Origin of the sequence: Enterobacter sp. Bisph1 (assembly GCF_000814905.1) — a bacterium.
Taxonomy (GTDB): domain Bacteria; phylum Pseudomonadota; class Gammaproteobacteria; order Enterobacterales; family Enterobacteriaceae; genus Kosakonia.
Map to the genome: position 1 here is coordinate 112,631 of NZ_JXAG01000032.1, position 18,645 is coordinate 131,275.

Here is an 18,645-nt window from a genome sequence, read left to right on the forward strand (position 1 = left end):
ATCGTCGACAATAGCAGCAGTCGTTAGCAGACATTTGTACGAAGCCATAGCAAGTGCGATACACTTTGCACATGAATCTAAATACGTTGAAAAAAGCATGCGTCTGGTTTTCTCTTCTCTGCTATTGACCGCAAGCCTGGCGACAGGATTTGCGCAGGCAGCGCCACCGCTTCCTCAGCAAGCGGATATTCGCGACAGCGGCTTTGTCTACTGCGTTAATGGCCAGGTTGACACCTTCAATCCGCAAAAAGTGAGCAGCGGTCTGATTGTCGATACGCTGGCGGCACAGCTTTATGACCGCTTACTGGATGTCGATCCCTATACCTACCGACTGGTGCCAGAGCTGGCGGAAAGCTGGGAAGTGCTGGATAACGGCGCAACGTATCGTTTTCGTCTGCGCGAGGGTGTGCCTTTCCAGAAAACCGCATGGTTTACGCCGCACCGCTCGCTGAATGCCGATGATGTGGTGTTCACCTTTCAACGCATCTTTTCGCGTAACCATCCGTGGCATAACGTTAACGGCGATGATTTCCCCTATTTCGACAGTTTGCAGTTTGCCGACTCTGTCGACAGCGTACGCAAGCTGGATAACCGTACCGTCGAGTTTCGCCTGAAAAAACCGGACGCCTCCTTTTTATGGCATCTGGCAACTCATTATGCTTCGATCATGTCCGCGGAATATGCCAGCCAGCTGGAAAAGAGCGATCGTCAGGAACAGTTAGATCGACAACCGGTCGGAACCGGACCTTATAAACTGGATGAATACCGCGCGGGGCAATATATTCGGTTACAACGTCACGAGAAGTTCTGGCGCGGTAAGCCTTTGATGCAACAGGTGGTGGTCGATCTTGGCTCCGGCGGCACCGGCCGTTTATCGAAGCTGCTCACCGGCGAGTGCGATGTGCTGGCCTGGCCTGCCGCCAGCCAGTTAACGATTCTGCGCGACGACCCGCGTTTACGTTTGACGCTGCGCCCGGGGATGAACATTGCCTATCTGGCGTTTAACACCAATAAACCGCCGCTGGATAACCCGGATGTTCGTCATGCGCTGGCCCTGTCGATCAATAACCAGCGTCTGATGCAGTCGATTTACTACGGCACCGCAGAAACCGCCGCCTCAATTTTACCCCGCGCCTCCTGGGCCTACGATAACGATGCCCGCGTAACGGAGTACGATCCGGCAAAATCCCGCGAGCGTTTAAAAGCGCTGGGGGTGGAGAATCTGACGCTGCAGCTGTGGGTGCCGACCAGTTCGCAGCCCTGGAACCCGAGTCCGCTGAAAACCGCCGAGCTTATCCAGGCGGATTTGGCTCAGGTGGGCGTGAAAGTGGTGATTGTCCCGGTCGAAGGTCGCTTCCAGGAAGCGCGTTTGATGGATATGAATCATGATTTAACCCTCGCCGGTTGGGCGACGGACAGTAACGACCCGGACAGTTTCTTCCGCCCGCTGCTGAGCTGTGCGGCAATCAACTCGCAGACCAATTTTGCCCACTGGTGCAATCGCGAATTTGACGAGGTGTTGCAAAAAGCGCTCGCTTCCCAGCAGCTTGCCGCCCGAATTGATGATTATGATGAAGCGCAACAGATTCTGGCGCGCGAACTACCGGTGCTGCCGCTGGCCTCTTCCCTGCGCTTGCAGGCCTATCGTTATGATATTAAAGGGCTGGTGCTGAGCCCGTTCGGCAGCGCCTCTTTTGCCGGTGTATCGCGGGAAAAACAAGAGGTATCACCGCCATGATTATCTTCACTCTGCGCCGCCTGCTATTACTGCTGGTCACGCTATTTTTACTCACCTTTGTCGGCTTTAGCCTCAGCTATTTCACCCCGCATGCCCCGCTACAGGGCGCTTCGTTGTGGAATGCCTGGGTGTTCTGGTTTAACGGCCTGCTGCAGTGGGATTTTGGCGTTTCCAGTATTAACGGTCAGTTGATTTCGGAGCAGCTCAAAGAGGTCTTTCCCGCCACCATGGAGCTGTGTCTGCTGTCGTTTGGCGCGGCGCTCATTATCGGCATTCCCCTTGGGATGTACGCCGGGGTGATGCGCGGCAAGTGGCAGGATAAAGCAATCAGCGCCTTTGCCCTGCTGGGTTTCTCGATTCCGGTTTTTTGGCTGGCGCTGCTGCTGACGCTCTTTTTCTCCCTTAATCTCGGCTGGCTGCCGGTTTCCGGCCGTTTCGACCTGCTGTATGAAGTGAAAACGGTCACCGGCTTTTCGTTAGTGGATGCGTGGCTGTCCGATTCGCCCTGGCGCGACGAAATGATGATAAGCGCCTTGCGCCACCTCGTATTGCCGGTGTTAACCCTGGCGGTGGTGCCCACGACAGAAGTGATTCGCCTGATGCGTATCAGCACTACCGAGGTGTTCGATAAGAACTACATCAAAGCGGCGGCTACGCGCGGTCTTTCGCGTTTTACCATTCTGCGCCGCCATGTGTTACATAACGCGTTGCCACCGGTTATCCCCCGTCTGGGGCTGCAGTTTTCCACCATGCTGACGCTGGCGATGATCACCGAAATGGTCTTTAGCTGGCCTGGGCTTGGGCGCTGGATGATTAACGCGATTCGCCAGCAGGATTATGCGGCGATTTCCGCCGGTGTGATGGTGATAGGCTCGCTGGTTATTATTGTTAATGTGCTTTCCGATATTCTCGGCGCACTGGCCAATCCGTTGAAACATAAGGAATGGTATGCCTTACGATAACGTCTACAGCGAAAAGCGCCCGCCCGGCACGCTGCGTACCGCGTGGCGCAATTTTTATGCCGATACTGCGGCGATGATCGGCCTGTATGGCTGCGGCGCGCTGGCGCTGTTGTGTCTGTTCGGTCACTGGTTTGCCCCTTACGGCATTGACCAGCAGTTCCTCGGTTATCAGCTGCTGCCGCCCTCCTGGTCGCGCTATGGCGATGTCTCCTTTTTCCTCGGCACCGATGATTTAGGGCGCGATGTATTAAGCCGTATACTGAGCGGCGCGGCGCCCACCGTGGGCGGCGCATTTATCGTAACGCTCGCGGCAACCCTTTGTGGGCTGGGCCTTGGCGTTTTTGCCGGTGCGACCCATGGCCTGCGTTCTGCGGTGCTAAACCATATTCTTGATACCCTGCTGTCGATTCCCTCGCTGCTGCTGGCGATTATTGTGGTGGCATTTTTCGGCCCGCATCTTTCCCACGCCATGTTTGCCGTCTGGCTGGCGCTGCTGCCGCGCATGGTGCGTTCGGTCTATAGCCTGGTGCATGATGAACTGGAAAAAGAGTATGTGGTTGCAGCCCGCCTGGATGGCGCGTCGACGTTGAATATTTTGTGGTTTGCCGTGCTGCCGAACATTACCGCCGGGATGGTGACAGAAGTTACCCGCGCGCTGTCGATGGCTATACTTGATATTGCGGCTCTCGGTTTTCTCGACCTCGGTGCACAGCTGCCGTCGCCGGAATGGGGCGCAATGCTTGGCGATGCGCTGGAGCTTATTTACGTTGCGCCCTGGACCGTGATGTTGCCGGGTGCGGCGATTATGGTGAGCGTGCTGCTGATTAATATTTTGGGCGACGGGATCCGCCGTGCGATTGTGGCGGAGGTGGAATAATGCCGCTTCTTGATATTCGTAATCTGACCATCGAAGTCAAAACCGGTGATGACTGGGTAAAAGCCGTTGATCGCATCAGCCTGACGCTGGCGGAAGGTGAAATCCGCGGTCTGGTGGGTGAATCCGGCTCGGGGAAAAGTTTAATCGCCAAAGCCATTTGCGGCGTGACCAAAGATAACTGGCGCGTTACCGCAGACCGTATGCGCTTTGACGATATCGATCTGCTGCGCCTCTCCGCCCGCGAGCGGCGTAAGCTGCTCGGCCACAACGTGTCGATGATCTTCCAGGAACCGCAATCGTGTCTCGATCCCTCCGAACGCGTGGGCAAACAGCTGATGCAGAATATCCCCGGCTGGACGTGGAAAGGCCGCTGGTGGCAACGGATCGGCTGGCGTAAGCGCCGCGCCATTGAGCTGCTGCACCGCGTGGGGATTAAAGATCATAAAGATGCCATGCGCAGCTTCCCTTACGAGCTGACGGAAGGTGAATGTCAGAAAGTGATGATTGCCATCGCGCTGGCTAACCAGCCGCGTTTGTTGATTGCCGATGAACCCACCAACGCGATGGAGCCAACCACGCAGGCGCAGATTTTCCGTCTGCTCGACAGGCTTAATCAGAATAACAACACCACCATTATGTTGATTAGCCACGATCTGCAAATGCTCAGCAAATGGGCCGACCGCATCAATGTAATGTATTGCGGCCAGACCGTCGAAACTGCCCCCAGCGAAGAGCTGATTGCGACGCCGCATCATCCCTATACCCAGGCGCTGATCCGCGCCATTCCAGACTTCGGCAGCGCAATGCCACATAAAAGTCGCCTGAATACGATGCCCGGCGCGATCCCCTTGCTGGAGCACTTGCCCATTGGCTGCCGTTTGGGGCCTCGCTGCCCTTACGCTCAGCGTAAATGTGTGGAAACACCGCGGTTAGCCGGAGCAAGAAACCATCTCTTCGCCTGCCATTTCCCGCTGAATATGGAGAGTGAATAAGATGGTCGAAACATTACTTGAAGTGCGCAACCTGAGTAAGACCTTCCGCTACCGCACCGGCTGGTTTCGCCGCCAGACGGTGGAAGCGGTTAAACCGCTGAGTTTTACCCTGCGTGAGCGCCAAACGCTGGCGATTATCGGCGAGAACGGTTCCGGCAAATCGACGCTGGCGAAAATGCTGGCCGGGATGATCGAGCCCTCAGCGGGTGAACTGGTTATTGACGACCAGCCGCTGCGTTACGGCGATTACACCTTTCGTAGCCAGCATATTCGCATGATTTTTCAGGACCCGACTACCTCCCTTAATCCGCGCCAGCGCCTGTCACAAATTCTCGATTTCCCGCTGCGGCTGAATACGGAACTTGAGCCGGAAGCGCGACGCAAGCGCATTCTTGAAACCCTGCGCATGGTCGGTCTGCTACCGGATCATGTTAGTTATTACCCGCATATGCTGGCACCGGGGCAAAAACAGCGTCTCGGGCTGGCACGGGCGCTGATCCTGCGCCCCAAAGTCATTATTGCTGATGAAGCGCTGGCGTCGCTGGATATGTCGATGCGTTCACAATTAATTAATTTGATGCTGGAGTTACAGGAAAAACAGGGTATTTCATATATTTATGTCACTCAGCATATCGGTATGATGAAACATATCAGCGATCAACTGCTGGTGATGCATCAAGGGGAAGTGGTTGAGCGCGGCAGTACCGCCGATGTGCTCGCGTCGCCGCTGCATGATTTAACAAAACGCCTTATCGCTGGCCATTTTGGCGAGGCGTTAACCGCCGATGCATGGCGAAAAGACCGCTGATGTCACTGCATTAACTCACCCGGCAGCGCACAATCTGAGCGCCGGGTGTTAATCTTCAATGCGGGAAATAATACTTTCATGGCACAATGCTTTGAAGGGTTAATTATTCACTAAATAATCATCCTGTTTTCACCAGGTGAATATTTTTCTTGCAATAAAAGATTATTTTTTGCGCCAAATTTTTGTCGTCTGCTGCTTATAAAATAATGCCTGGCGGTTCATAACGCGCGCCTGAACCTCGCGTTATGCGCGTAAAAGAAACCCCAAAGTTGCAAGAGTGTTGAACATCATGCAGATTTGAGGAGTAAGGCATTGTTAATGCGTAAGATTAAATTGAGTATTATCGTTCCTTATTATAATTCACGTGATTACATTGCTGAATGCCTTAACTCTATCTTTCCGCATTTAACGGGCGATATTGAACTTATTATTGTTAATGACGGCTCCATGGATGACAGCCCAGCGATTATCGATCGTTTAACCCAGAATCATGACAACATCATGGTTATTCATCAGAAAAATGCCGGACTCTCAGTAGCAAGAAATAAAGGAATAGCCGCTGCCACAGGGGAATATATTGCCTTATTAGATTCTGATGATTTCTTTTATCCTGATTTCTGGGATGAAATTTTACCGATAATTAATGACTCGACCATTGATATCGTCGAATTCAACGCCAATCAATTCGAAGGTACGGTTTCAAATATTGTCGAACATATTGATAGCTCAGTATTTTCGGGTAGAATAGAGATTACATCCGTTCAACAACTGACGCCAGCATTTAAACGCTGCAAGTGGTATCCCTGGGCGCGAGTATATAAGACTTCTTTTTCCCGTGATTTTAATATTGCGTTCCCTGTCGGTAGATTGTACGAGGATATGAGCACCATTCCGGCTATTTATTTGCAGAGTAAAGTCATTTATGGCATTAATAAATCGCTGATAGGCTATCGCTATCATAAAAAAAGTATCACGCAAACCTTCAGACAAAAGGATTTAATTGATTTAGTTTATGCTGCTCAATCTCTTGCACAGCTGGCGGAAGGCAAAGAAGAGATAAAAAAAACGCTCTTTCCGACCATGCAAAGAATTTTCAACTTCATCAAATATACGCTGGTGAGAAACGAAGGCGCAGAACTCCTTTTATCCGAACAGAAATCGTTACGTGCAGCGCTGCTGCCTTTTATTTATTACTTTAAAGCGTCCCGTAAAGTACAAATTGTGATGTTGCCTTTATATCTCAATACCGTTGTCCGGCTGAAGAAAAAATAACCCCTGTGCTGGTCGGGTGACAGAATTCGCGTACGGGTAAAGGGTGGTAATAACAGATTCATACCCAGCCGTGAGCTGAAATAAAAACGGCTGTAAAAGTAGCGATCCTTTCTCTCTGGTTGGATGAGGCGAACCTGTTAGCCGGTGATATACTGGAGCAGTGCTGGCAGAGATGAAAAGGTAAAAGTGTATTTTTATCCGCTATACGTATTCGGCATCTCTGCTGCAACTTTAGCCACTCCCTTTGCCGGGGCGCTCCCGTGGCAGCTTTCGGGACCTCAGCCGCGAGAAACGCCTGAGAAATAGCGTGACACAAAGGGTCGTGAGTGGGATATAATTTCGCACTATTTTGAAATGCTGCCTGTAACGCTATGATTTACAAGGCGCATAATAAGCAATGAATATAAGGATTAAAGCTATGGGTTTTCTTTCCGGTAAGCGCATTCTGGTGACTGGCGTTGCCAGCAAACTCTCCATCGCATACGGTATCGCGCAGGCAATGCATCGCGAAGGCGCGGAGCTGGCCTTCACCTACCAGAATGACAAGCTGAAAGGCCGCGTTGAAGAGTTTGCCGCCCAGCTGGGTTCCAGCATCGTTCTGGAATGTGATGTCGCAAAAGATGAAAGCATCGATGCCCTGTTCACCGACCTGGCAAAAAGCTGGCCGAAATTCGATGGCTTCGTTCACTCCATCGGTTTCGCACCGGGCGATCAGCTGGATGGCGATTACGTTAACGCGGTAACCCGCGAAGGCTTCAAAATCGCTCACGACATCAGCTCTTACAGCTTTGTTGCGATGGCCAAAGCCTGCCGCGAAATGCTCAACCCAGGTTCCGCGCTGCTGACCCTCTCCTACCTCGGCGCTGAACGTGCGATCCCGAACTATAACGTGATGGGCCTGGCGAAAGCCTCTCTGGAAGCCAACGTGCGCTATATGGCGAACGCGATGGGCCCGGAAGGCATCCGTGTTAACGGTATCTCCGCCGGTCCGATCCGTACGCTGGCCGCCTCCGGTATTAAAGATTTCCGTAAAATGCTGGCGCATTGTGAAGCGGTTACGCCGATTCGCCGTACCGTCACCATCGAAGACGTGGGCAACTCTGCCGCGTTCCTGTGCTCCGATCTCTCCGCCGGTATCTCCGGTGAAGTGGTTCATGTCGACGGCGGTTTCAACATCGCGGCGATGAACGAGCTGGAAATTAAATAATCCCCAACGCCCCTTCTGATGAAGGGGCGTTTTTCGATATGCCTTTCTGATATTTATTATCACCTAACATTCTTTTATCCCTCATCGCCATTACGCCAGGATTAAGCAGCAAAACAGATCCGGCGCCCAGACATGCCGTCGTATCCGGATCGCCACTTTCAGACCAAGGAACGACCATGGAACAACGCCGGATTGCAGGCAAAAGCCACTGGTATCATGAGACCCAGTCAAGCGCCAGCCGGACGAACGCGCTACCGTTGGTTCCCGAAGCGGCCACCGTCAGCGATCCTTTTCTGCTTGACCTCGACCTGGCAGATAAACCCAAACTCGCCCTTGAGGGCATCGCTTCGCCAGCGCGAAAAATATATGCCCTGCTCTTTCCGCCGCGTGTTTCCCTCAGCCGTTTACGCACCTTCAGCGCCTACGATCGTCTCAGCACCGCGCTGACGGCGGCGCAAGTCTTTGGCGTGCAACGTCTGTGCAATCACTACGCCGCGCGCCTTGCACCCTTATCAGGCCCGGATTCTACCCGCGAGAGTAACTATCGGTTAGCGCAAATTACCCAACACGCCCGTCAGCTTGCCGCGTCACCTTCGGTGATCGATTCGCGTGCGCGTCAGCAGTTAGAAGATGTAGGTCTGACGTTTTATGATCTGGTGGTGATTAATCAGATAATTGGTTTTGTGGCTTTCCAGGCACGCGTCATTGCCGTGCTGCAGGCGATGAGCGGGCAGCCGGTGCGCATTATCCCCGGCATGGAGAGACAGCAAGAAGCCGATGCTGCGCTATTCAGCCCTGGCGAGACGAAATGGCTGCCGGGCATCGATGTTGCCGATTTACGCCTCGCCAGCACGGCGCAAATGGATACCCTTGCGCGCTGGCAACCGCTGGCAGAATTGCGTCGGCTCGCGCCGCTGCTGGCCCATGAACATTTGCTCCTTAATGAATTCGGCGCGCTTTGTCAGCATATTGCTCAGCGCACGCCAAACAAGCGACTTAGCGGGCTGGTGGCGGCCTACACGGCGCGGATCAACGGCAGCAGCAGCTGTTTTTCCTGGCATCTGCAACAAAACACGTTGGATATGGCACTGGTGGAAGCACTACGCACGGGCAGCCAGGCATTAAATCGTACGCTGGCTGAAATGGGTAAAGAGCGCGCCCTGATGCAAGCAGTGCAGCTGCTTACCTGCGCCCCCGATCGGTTTAGTCCGGCTCACTTTTCACAGCTACTCGAGCAAGGCGTTAGCCGCCAGGCGGCGATCGATTTACTGATCTCCTGTGCGCTGAACGGCTGGCTTAATCGCCTGCATATTGCTCTCGGGAAATGCCCGTCGTGATGGCTTGTAAGGCGCAGCGCTGGCGGTGTAGCCGCCGATCACCCGACACGATTTTACAGAAACAGCGCTTGCCGCAGCAGGAAGAATCGCGTAAAACTGTCAGCCGCTCTTTTAGCCACGAAAATACATAATTATGCTTCAGGATAACCCGCTGCTAGCGCAGCTTAAACAGCAACTTCATTCCCAAACCCCGCGTGCGGAAGGTGTTGTCAAAGGCACTGAAAAAGGTTTTGGATTTCTGGAAGTCGACGCGCAAAAAAGCTACTTCATTCCGCCGCCGCAAATGAAAAAAGTGATGCACGGCGATAAAATTATTGCTGTCATCCACAGCGATAAAGACCGTGAAAGCGCGGAGCCTGAAGAGCTGGTCGAGCCGTTTCTGACCCGTTTTGTTGGCAAAGTACAAAAGAAAGACGACCGTCTGTCGATTGTGCCGGATCATCCGTTGTTAAAAGATGCTATTCCCTGCCGCGCCGCACGTGGCGTTGAGCATGATTTCAAAGAGGGCGACTGGGCCGTAGCCGAGATGCGCCGTCACCCGCTGAAGGGCGATCGCGGTTTTTATGCGGATCTGATGCAGTTCATTACCGTCGGCGACGATCATTTCGCCCCCTGGTGGGTTACCCTCGCCCGTCATAATCTGGAAAAAGAAGCGCCAAACGGTGCGGCAACCGAAATGCTGGATGACGGTTTGCAGCGCGTGGATTTGACCGCGCTGGATTTTGTCACCATCGACAGCGCCAGCACCGAAGATATGGACGATGCGCTGTACGTTACAGAGAGCGCCGAGGGCGAACTGCAGCTGACGGTGGCGATTGCCGATCCCACCGCGTGGATTGCCGAAGGCAGCAAACTCGACAATGCAGCGAAGATCCGCGCTTTCACCAACTATCTGCCGGGGTTCAATATCCCGATGCTGCCGCGCGAATTGTCCGACGATCTATGCTCACTGCGTGCCAATGAGGTGCGCCCTGCGCTGATTTGCCGCATGTCGCTCGATGCGGAAGGCGCGATTAAAGACAATATCGAATTTTTTGTCGCAACAATTGAATCGAAAGCGAAACTGGCCTATGACGATGTTTCCGACTGGCTGGAAAACAAAGGCAGCTGGCAGCCGACCAATGAGGCTATCGCCGCGCAGATCCGTCTGTTGCAGCGTGTGAGCCAGCTGCGCGCCCAGTGGCGTCAAAATCACGCGCTGGTATTTAAAGACCGCCCGGATTATCGCTTCGTGCTTGGCGAGAAAGGCGAAGTGCTGGATATTGTCGCCGAGCCGCGTCGCATCGCGAATCGCATCGTTGAAGAAGCGATGATCGCCGCCAACATCTGTGCCGCACGCGTGCTGCGCGACAAACTCGGCTTTGGTATCTATAACGTGCATCTTGGTTTCGACCCGGCAAACAGTGAACAGCTTGCTGCGATGTTGAAAACTCACGGGATGCATGTGGATGCCGAAGAAGTGCTGACCCTGGAAGGCTTTTGCAAATTACGCCGCGAACTTGACGCACAGCCGTCGGGCTTTTTGGACAGCCGTATTCGCCGCTTCCAGTCTTTTGCGGAAATCAGCGTCGAACCCGGTCCGCACTTCGGCCTCGGGCTGGATGCGTATGCAACCTGGACTTCGCCGATTCGTAAATATGGCGACATGATTAACCATCGCCTGTTGAAAGCGATTATCAAAGGCGAAACGCCGAAACGCCCGCAGGAAGATGCTACCGTGCAGATGTCCGAGCGCCGTCGCCTGAATCGCATGGCGGAACGCGATGTCGGTGACTGGCTGTATGCTCGCTTCCTGCAAAACAAAGCCGGCACCGATACCCGCTTCGCGGCGGAGATTATCGATGTCAGCCGCGGCGGTATGCGCGTGCGGCTGGTGGATAATGGCGCCGTGGCGTTTATTCCGGCTCCGTTTATCCATGCTGTGCGTGATGAACTGGTCTGCAGCCAGGAAAACGGCACGGTGCAAATTAAAGGTGAAACGGTATTTAAAGTGACGGACGTTATAGATGTCACTATTGCCGAAGTCCGGATGGAAACCCGCAGCGTCATCGCCCGCCCGGTGCTGTAACAGTTTGCTTTATGGCGTCTTTCAGCTCTGGAAGACGCCGACTCGCTGTTGAGATATAACACGCATTTTTCCGCTATTCTTTCCCTATTCCCGTAAAAACGACCACAATAAAAACAGAGGCAACCGTTTGTTTACTGCGGATTTATGTCTTTTTTGTCGTTCTGTTTCCGTTACCAGGTCTGGTTTGTAAAAATTCTTCGAAAAAACAATAGCTTTTGACTGTCAGCACTCTTTTACCGGCGGAGATCCGTCTACAAATCATCTATCCGTTGCGCTTTTATGTGGACTGGGAGAGAGCATGAAAGACTTGCAGGAACAGAATCTGCTGTATCGATATTTAGGCTCAACAAGCCCCTTTTGGCGCTTAACCGCCGACAGTAACGCGCTGCATTTTGCCCCCGATGAACATGCCGACGTCAGCCAGGTGGTGGCGCTTAGTGAAGAACAAGCGGCGCAGATCCGCGAAATGACGGTGATTACTTCCAGCCTCTCAATGCATCTCTCTTTATTTGGCGATACTATTGCCGTCCATCTGGTCGGCAGGAAAATTTCCCGTAAGGCGTGGGCGGGCAGCGCGTCAGCCTGGCACGATACTCGCGCCGTCGCGCGCGATCTGGTGCAGGGACTCTCGTTTGCAGAACAGGTTGTCTCGGAAGCGAACTCGGTGATCGTCATCCTCGATAAACACGGTAAGATTCAGCGCTTTAATCGCCTGAGCGAAGAGTATACCGGCATGAAAGAGCAAGAGGTTATCGGGCAAAACGTATTTAAGCTGTTTATGAGCCGTAGTGAAGCCACGGCTTCAAGGCGCAATATCTCCGGTTTTTTTCTTAACGGAACCCCTTACGAAGTCGAGCGCTGGGTGAAAACCCGTAAAGGCCAGCGGCTCTTTTTGTTTCGCAATAAATTTGTCCACAGTGGCAGCGGCAAGAATGAAATTTTTCTTATTTGCTCAGGGACGGATATTACCGAAGAGCGGCGCGCACAGGAGCGGCTGCGGGTTCTTGCCAACACCGACACGGTAACCGGTTTACCCAATCGCAATGCGATCCATGAATTGATTAGCGAGGCGATTGATGCCCGCGGCGATACCCAGGTGGGAATTGTCTACCTCGATCTCGATAATTTCAAAAAAGTGAACGATGCCTACGGCCATATGGTTGGCGACCAGCTTTTACAGGCCGTGGCGCTGGCCATTCTCAGTTGCCTTGAGGAAGGCCAGGTGCTTGCCAGACTGGGCGGTGACGAGTTTATTGTGCTGGCCACCAATACGTCACAAAGTCAGCTGGAAGCGATGTCGTCGCGCATTCTTACCCGCTTACGCCAGCCCTTTCGCATTGGATTAATTGAGATCTACAGCGGCTGTTCGCTGGGCATTTCCCTCGCGCCGCAGCACGGCAACGATCGTGAGAGCGTGATCCGCAATGCGGATACGGCAATGTACAACGCCAAAGAGAATGGCCGCGGCAAATTTTGCGTCTTCTCGCCAGAGATGAATCAACGAGTGTTTGAATATTTATGGCTCGATACCAATTTGCGCAAAGCGCTGGAAAAAGAGCAGTTGATTATCCACTATCAGCCGAAGGTCACCTGGCGCGGCGAGGTACGAAGCCTTGAGGCGCTGGTGCGCTGGCAATCGCCGGAGCGGGGTTTAATCCCGCCGCTGGATTTTATCTCCTACGCCGAAGAGTCCGGGCTGATTGTGCCGCTGGGGCGCTGGGTGATGCTGGATGTAGTACGCCAGGTGGCGAAATGGCGTGATATGGGGATTTGCGTGCGCGTGGCAGTCAATGTTTCTGCGCGGCAACTGGTTGATCAAACTATTTTTAGTGATTTGAAGCAGGCGCTCCAGGATCTCAACTTTGAATATTGCCCCATCGATGTGGAATTAACGGAGAGCTGCCTGATTGAAAACGAAACGCTGGCATTGTCGGTAATTAACCAGTTCAGTGAATTGGGCGCACAGGTGCACCTGGATGATTTCGGCACGGGCTACTCTTCCCTCTCGCAGCTTGCACGCTTTCCCCTTGATGCCATTAAACTCGACCAGTCTTTTGTGCGTGAAGTGCATAAACAACCGGTGTCCCAATCGCTGGTACGGGCGATTGTCGCCGTGGCGCAGGCGCTCAATTTGCAGGTGATTGCCGAAGGTGTGGAGAATGTTAAAGAAGACGCCTTTCTAACGAAGAATGGCGTCAACGAACGGCAGGGTTTCCTCTTTGCTAAACCGATGCCCGCTGCCGTATTCGAGCGCTGGTTTAAACGTTATCAGGCACGAAAAGCGCGTTAGCCCGCTTTCAGGGCAACCGCCGTGTGTCGATTCTGCAGAAGGACCAACCGCTCCATATAGGCGATATCTTTCTGCTCTAAACAGAAGGCTGCTTCGACCCAATCTTCCGTGATGTCCATCAATTCACTGCGCGGCAGCTGTAACACCCGTTGCCGGGCGCGCAGCATAGCACGAACGCCGTTAAGCCGGGGCTGAAGCGTATCGATAAAGGTACGCGTCGCAAGGAATCCCTGTGCGGATTCGAACGTGAGATCCATAAGCCCTTGCTGCTCATACCATTCTGCCGTGTGCGATTCCCCTTTATAGATAAGATCCTCCGCCAGCTTCATCCCCGCCCGTCGCGCTACCAACGAATAACCGCCCATTCCGGGAAACAGGTTAAAGGCGATTTCCGGAAAGCCGAGCCGCGCGTCGCGCTGCGCCAGTACGAAATGGTGCGCCAGCGCGGCTTCAAAACCGCCGCCAAGCGCGCTTCCTTCGACCATCGCCAGCGAGATAGCACCGGTATCAAAGCCTCTCGACGCGGCGTGAACGCAGTCCACGCAGGCGCGGGCATAAGCGCGTAAGGCTTCACGTCGACCGTTCTTGATACAATCTACGAAAAAATGCAGATCGCCGCCGGTATTGAACATGCCGGGTACCAGGGAACCGGTAACCCAGAAATCCACCGCAAATCCCATTTGTCTGACAAGCCATGACATATTCATGATCTCCTCGATCAGCGCGTGGTTGAAGCACGGTCTGGGCCTTGCGCGCAGCATCATCCATACGGTACGTCGTTCCTCTTCGTAATAACCGCAAAGTTGCGTAAAGCGCTGGTCATCGGTAAAGAGTTTGCAGGTGGTCTGGTTGATAACTGTCATCGTTCTATCCTCCACGAATTAAAGCGCATAGCGCGCACAGCAAGCCTAATCCACCAGCGAAGCCGCCCTTGCGTGAGGTTATGAATATATAATTGCGGGATAGACGTTTTTGAGATTTGTTTTTTTTCCTTCTCTTTTTAAACTCTTTTCTGCATCATTGAATTTATTCGTTTTTCGACTTAAAGGTGAAGATATGGCAGACATCGACGTGAAACACCTTGCCGGCAGGATTGATACCGTTCTCGATATTCTGGTCGCGGGGGATTATCAATCCGCCATTCGAAACCTGGAAATTTTGAAGGCGGAATTATTGAAGATCGACAATAACGATAAAATGTCCTCTTCAGGTGCGCCCAAAACGCCCTGGGAAATTTAAACGCGCTTATTTTCGCTAACACGCAGCAGCAAGGAACGTGACGCGCGCGCTGGCAATACCCGCACCCCAAACCATTATTAGAAATTTGTGGCTATGAATTCCCGACAACAATTTATTTTGCAGACGGTCATCGACAAGGGCCAAATGAGTGTTACCGATCTTGCCCGCTTGACCGGGGTGTCTGAAGTGACGATTCGCCAGGATCTGAATACCCTGGAAAAACAGAGCTATCTGCGACGCACTCACGGTTTCGCTGTACCTCTTGATACCGATGACGTCGAAACGCGCATGATGAATAACTACAGCGTGAAGCGTAATTTAGCCGATTTTGCCGCCTCACTGGTGAGCGCTGGCGAGACGGTGTTTATCGAAAATGGCAGCAGCAACGCCCTGCTCGCCCGCAAACTGGGTGAACAGCGGGATATCACGATTATTACCGTCAGTAGCTATATTGCTCATCTGCTCAAAGATGCCTTATGTGAAGTGATCCTGCTCGGCGGTATTTATCAGAAAAAAAGCGAAAGCATGGTCGGCCCGCTGACCCGCCAGTACATTTCGCAGGTGCATTTCAGCAAAGCGTTTATCGGTATTGATGGCTGGCAGCCGGAAACGGGCTTCACCGGGCGCGATATGATGCGTACCGATGTGGTTAACGCCGTGCTTGAGAAAGGCAGCGAAGCGATTGTGCTTACCGATAGCTCTAAATTCGGCATCGTGCATCCTTACATGCTTGGCCCCGATGAGCGCTTTCAGCGGGTGATCACCGACGCGGCCCTCAAACCCGAAGCCCATCTTCAGCTGCAACAGAAAGGGCTGATTGTCGATATCGTCGAAACAAGCATCGTGCGCTGATCCTGCTGGCCCGTTAATGCGGGCTATCTTACTCATTTCTGAGAGTATTCCGACGCTTCGATTAAGACTATTTACCTGTCTTGTTAGTCCCCTGCGCGTAAAATTATTAACAGCGATATAACAGGAAGAAACTATCACCCCCGTGATTGAATGGCGCCTGCGCAGCAAGGTTACACGGAAAACCTTTAGGTACGCTCACAGGCACTATACTTGAAGGGACATTTTTTTCGTGAATCGATTATTCAGGAGAAAGTATGATGATGTTAACAAGTAAAAAAATGGCCGCAGCAGTGCTGGCAGTTACCCTCGCAATGTCTCTGAGTGCTTGTGGTCACTGGTCTAAACGCGATCGTAATACCGCTATTGGTGCGGGTGCGGGCGCGCTTGGCGGTGCTGTACTGACTGATGGAAGCACGCTGGGTACGTTGGGCGGTGCAGCTGTTGGCGGTATCGTTGGCCATCAGGTTGGTAAGTAATTAGTCAAACGGCGATAATAATAAAATATACTTTCTTTTCAGGTCTACGTTTCACAGATTCGCTAATAAGGCCGCAGTAATAACTGCGGCCTTTCTGTTTATCGACTCAACCACCCGCCAGTTTTACTTTCATGCCTTTAGCTTCCAGCAAGGATTTGAGTAAATCACGCTTATCGCCCTGGATTTCAATCACGCCCTCTTTTACTGAACCGCCGCAGCCACATTTTTTCTTCAATTCGGCGGCCAGTTTTACCAGCGTTTCGTCATCCGCATCGATACCGGTAATCAGGCACACGCCTTTGCCTTTACGGCCGCTGGTCTGGCGCTGAATGCGCACAATACCGTCACCCGTCGGGCGGGCGATCTGCTCTTTTGGTTGCTCAATGCGTCCGCTGTCCGTCGAATAAACCAGACGGCTGTTATCGTCTTTCATTACGCCTCCATGCCTAAGGATGCATTGATTGCTTTCAGGGTTTGCGCAGGGTCAGCAGATTGCGTCACGGGACGGCCGATCACCATATAGTCTACCCCGGCGGCAAGCGCCTGCTCTGGCGTCATAATGCGGCGCTGATCGCCGGCTTCGCTGCCTGCCGGACGAATCCCCGGCGTCACCAGTTTAAATTCTTTTCCGAGTGCGGTTTTAAAGCGTACCGCTTCTTGCGCGGAGCACACAACGCCATCAAGGCCACATTGTTGCGTCAGACGCGCCAGCCGCTCTGCATGCTCCGCAGGCGGGATGGTGATACCGAGATCCTGCAAATCACTCCCTTCCATGCTGGTCAGCACGGTGACCGCAATCAGCAACGGCGCATCGTTGCCAAAGGTGGCCAGCGCCTCTTTCGCCGCAGTCATCATACGCGCACCGCCGGAAGCGTGGATATTCACCATCCATACGCCTAAATCCGCTGCCGCTTTTACCGCGTGCGCGGTGGTATTGGGAATGTCATGGAATTTTAGATCAAGGAAAATATCGAAGCCCCGCTGCTGCAAATCGCGCACCAGTTGCGGTCCAAATAGGGTAAACATCTCTTTGCCGATTTTCAGACGGCAATCACGAGGATCGATGCGGTCGACAAAGGCCAGAGCTTTGTCGCGATTATCATAATCAAGAGCCACAACAATCGGGGAAGCAGTAACGGTGCGGGAAGTCGATAAACCAGTAGACGTCATGATCAGACCTTCTGAAATGAGGGCACCCGCTCAGGCGCGAAAAGAATAAACGGCGAGCATTCTACCCGTGCAGGCGCGGAAATAACAGGCTCCATTTTGCCCTGCCCGACACAAGCTGGCAGAGGAGTGGCTATGATTTTAAATTCTTTATTAGTATGTTGTAACTAATGTATCGGTTTTTAAAAATTACTGTCCATCGAGGCCGCGAATCGGTTTAACCGTCGACCAGGCACGACAGGAAGGACAGTGCCAGTACATGGTAAAAGCGGTGAAACCACACTTATGGCAGCGATAACGGGGTTTGCTGCGAACCTGTTCGCCCACCATTTCACGCAGCACCATCAGGCTCTCTTTGGCACGCCCCTCTTCGGCTTCGTTGAGGTGGTAATCCATCAGCTTATGGAAAACCCGCATGGTGGGATGCCGCTGCAGCTGGCGCGTAACATAGTTTTGCGCAGCGTCCGCCCCTTCGCGGCGCTCAATGATCTCCGCCAGCATCAATTCAGCGGTCGCACCGGTATTTTCCTCAACGCAACGCTGGAGAAAAGCGGCCCACTCATCATTTTTACCCAGCTGCAGATAGCAGCTTTGCAGCATCTCCAGGGTTTCACTGACCAGCTCTTTATCCTGATCGATAACGCGCAGCAGATTCTCGACCGCTTTGGCGTAATCGCCGCTCGCCATAAAGACTCGGCCCATCATGATAGAGACGCGCGCGCTGTCTCGATCGGCAGCGGCACCCTTTTTCAGTAGCGCTATCGCTCGATCCATATCTTCATTGCCCATCTGCTGCAGGGCCAGCTCGCAGTAAAAATGCGCGATTTCGCCACGCTGTTTATCTTTACCCAGCTTTACAAGCCGTTCGGCGACATCAATGGCTTTCTGCCATTCGCTGGTGGCCTGATAAATCTGCAGCAGCTGCTGGAGAGCACTGATGCGAAAGTCGGTTTCATCGACCAGTTGATTGAACATATCTTCCGCGCGGTCGTACATACCGGCCGCCATATAATCGCGGCCAAGCTGCTGAACCGCCAGCAGACGCTGGTCATAGGAGAGAGAAGCGCTCTCCATCAGCGTTTGATGGATGCGTATGGCACGGTCAACTTCGCCGCGAGAGCGGAAAAGATTACCCAGAGTGAGATGCGCTTCAACGGTGCCGGTGTCCTCTTTTAACATATCGAGGAACAGATCCACCGCCTTGTCTTGCTGATTGCTCAGTAAAAGGTTAACCCCGGCGACGTATTCACGTGACAGCCGGTTAGCCTCGTCCTGTTTGGTCTGTTGAGCGTTTCTGCGCCCCATATACCAGCCGTAGGCAGCCGCGACAGGTAACAACAGAAACAACAACTCCAGCATA

General features: G+C 53.1%; 18 protein-coding genes. 13 read left to right on the forward strand and 5 right to left on the reverse strand.

The features are described from left to right. Positions 1–97: 97 nt before the first annotated feature. The 7 genes from sapA (at position 98) to fabI (ending at position 7,856) form a co-directional block, all read left to right on the forward strand. The gene (sapA, locus tag RW65_RS07310; protein ID WP_039056042.1) at positions 98–1,738 is read left to right on the forward strand and encodes an ABC transporter substrate-binding protein SapA; all 1,641 of its coding nucleotides are present in this window, start codon (positions 98–100) and stop codon (positions 1,736–1,738) included. Then, positions 1,735–2,700, forward strand: a complete 966-nt coding sequence (gene sapB, locus RW65_RS07315) for a putrescine export ABC transporter permease SapB (RefSeq protein WP_039056043.1) — start codon at positions 1,735–1,737, stop codon at positions 2,698–2,700. Before sapA ends, sapB begins: the two co-directional genes overlap by 4 nt. After that, positions 2,687–3,577 (forward strand): putrescine export ABC transporter permease SapC, encoded by an 891-nt coding sequence (gene sapC, locus RW65_RS07320; RefSeq protein ID WP_039056044.1) that lies wholly within the window; start codon positions 2,687–2,689, stop codon positions 3,575–3,577. The genes sapB and sapC overlap by 14 nt, the downstream gene beginning before the upstream one ends. Then, positions 3,577–4,569: a putrescine export ABC transporter ATP-binding protein SapD gene (gene sapD, locus RW65_RS07325; RefSeq protein ID WP_039056045.1), complete on the forward strand. Its 993-nt coding sequence runs from the start codon at positions 3,577–3,579 to the stop codon at positions 4,567–4,569. Before sapC ends, sapD begins: the two co-directional genes overlap by 1 nt. A 1-nt stretch (position 4,570) precedes the next feature. Next, complete coding sequence (gene sapF, locus RW65_RS07330; protein WP_039056046.1) at positions 4,571–5,377, forward strand: putrescine export ABC transporter ATP-binding protein SapF; 807 nt, start codon at positions 4,571–4,573, stop codon at positions 5,375–5,377. 318 nt (positions 5,378–5,695) lie between these two features. Then, positions 5,696–6,649 carry a glycosyltransferase gene (locus tag RW65_RS07335; RefSeq protein ID WP_052250285.1) on the forward strand — a complete coding sequence of 318 codons (954 nt, stop codon included), beginning with the start codon at positions 5,696–5,698 and terminating at the stop codon, positions 6,647–6,649. A gap of 418 nt (positions 6,650–7,067) precedes the next feature. Then, positions 7,068–7,856 carry an enoyl-ACP reductase FabI gene (gene fabI, locus RW65_RS07340; protein ID WP_039056047.1) on the forward strand — a complete coding sequence of 263 codons (789 nt, stop codon included), beginning with the start codon at positions 7,068–7,070 and terminating at the stop codon, positions 7,854–7,856. Here the strand turns inward: fabI and RW65_RS07345 are convergent. Further along, positions 7,849–8,034 carry a hypothetical protein gene (locus RW65_RS07345; RefSeq protein ID WP_039056048.1) on the reverse strand — a complete coding sequence of 62 codons (186 nt, stop codon included), beginning with the start codon at positions 8,032–8,034 and terminating at the stop codon, positions 7,849–7,851. The genes fabI and RW65_RS07345 overlap by 8 nt on opposite strands. On the opposite strand from RW65_RS07345, the gene RW65_RS07350 reads away from it, so the two are divergent. From RW65_RS07350 to pdeR, 3 genes are all read left to right on the forward strand, one after another. Continuing rightward, positions 8,033–9,193: a CMD domain-containing protein gene (locus tag RW65_RS07350; RefSeq protein WP_039056049.1), complete on the forward strand. Its 1,161-nt coding sequence runs from the start codon at positions 8,033–8,035 to the stop codon at positions 9,191–9,193. The genes RW65_RS07345 and RW65_RS07350 overlap by 2 nt on opposite strands. A gap of 133 nt (positions 9,194–9,326) precedes the next feature. After that, on the forward strand, positions 9,327–11,261 hold the full coding sequence (locus tag RW65_RS07355; protein ID WP_039056050.1) for an exoribonuclease II: 1,935 nt from the start codon (positions 9,327–9,329) through the stop codon (positions 11,259–11,261). 298 nt (positions 11,262–11,559) lie between these two features. Further along, a complete protein-coding gene (pdeR, locus tag RW65_RS07360; protein ID WP_039056051.1) occupies positions 11,560–13,551 on the forward strand; it encodes a cyclic di-GMP phosphodiesterase in 1,992 nt (663 codons plus the stop codon). Here pdeR and RW65_RS07365 read toward each other — a convergent pair. Next, on the reverse strand, positions 13,548–14,414 hold the full coding sequence (locus RW65_RS07365) for a crotonase/enoyl-CoA hydratase family protein (protein ID WP_039056052.1): 867 nt from the start codon (positions 14,412–14,414) through the stop codon (positions 13,548–13,550). The two genes, pdeR and RW65_RS07365, sit on opposite strands and share 4 nt — an antisense overlap. Before the next feature lie 193 nt (positions 14,415–14,607). On the opposite strand from RW65_RS07365, the gene yciZ reads away from it, so the two are divergent. The 3 genes from yciZ (at position 14,608) to osmB (ending at position 16,118) form a co-directional block, all read left to right on the forward strand. Further along, entirely contained in the window at positions 14,608–14,790 is a 183-nt protein-coding gene (yciZ, locus tag RW65_RS07370) for a protein YciZ/DeoL (RefSeq protein WP_039056053.1), read from the forward strand. A 93-nt stretch (positions 14,791–14,883) separates the two neighbouring features. Then, a complete protein-coding gene (gene yciT / locus RW65_RS07375; RefSeq protein WP_039056054.1) occupies positions 14,884–15,642 on the forward strand; it encodes a DNA-binding transcriptional regulator YciT in 759 nt (252 codons plus the stop codon). Between the two features lie 257 nt (positions 15,643–15,899). Next, positions 15,900–16,118 (forward strand): osmotically-inducible lipoprotein OsmB, encoded by a 219-nt coding sequence (gene osmB, locus RW65_RS07380; protein WP_039056108.1) that lies wholly within the window; start codon positions 15,900–15,902, stop codon positions 16,116–16,118. Between the two features lie 106 nt (positions 16,119–16,224). Here the strand turns inward: osmB and yciH are convergent, their stop codons facing one another. The 3 genes from yciH to lapB form a co-directional block, all read right to left on the reverse strand. Further along, complete coding sequence (yciH, locus tag RW65_RS07385) at positions 16,225–16,551, reverse strand: stress response translation initiation inhibitor YciH (protein WP_039056055.1); 327 nt, start codon at positions 16,549–16,551, stop codon at positions 16,225–16,227. Beyond that, on the reverse strand, positions 16,551–17,288 hold the full coding sequence (gene pyrF, locus RW65_RS07390; protein WP_039056056.1) for an orotidine-5'-phosphate decarboxylase: 738 nt from the start codon (positions 17,286–17,288) through the stop codon (positions 16,551–16,553). Before pyrF ends, yciH begins: the two co-directional genes overlap by 1 nt. Positions 17,289–17,474: 186 nt before the next feature. Further along, complete coding sequence (gene lapB / locus RW65_RS07395) at positions 17,475–18,644, reverse strand: lipopolysaccharide assembly protein LapB (protein WP_039056057.1); 1,170 nt, start codon at positions 18,642–18,644, stop codon at positions 17,475–17,477. Between the last annotated feature and the right edge of the window lies 1 nt (position 18,645).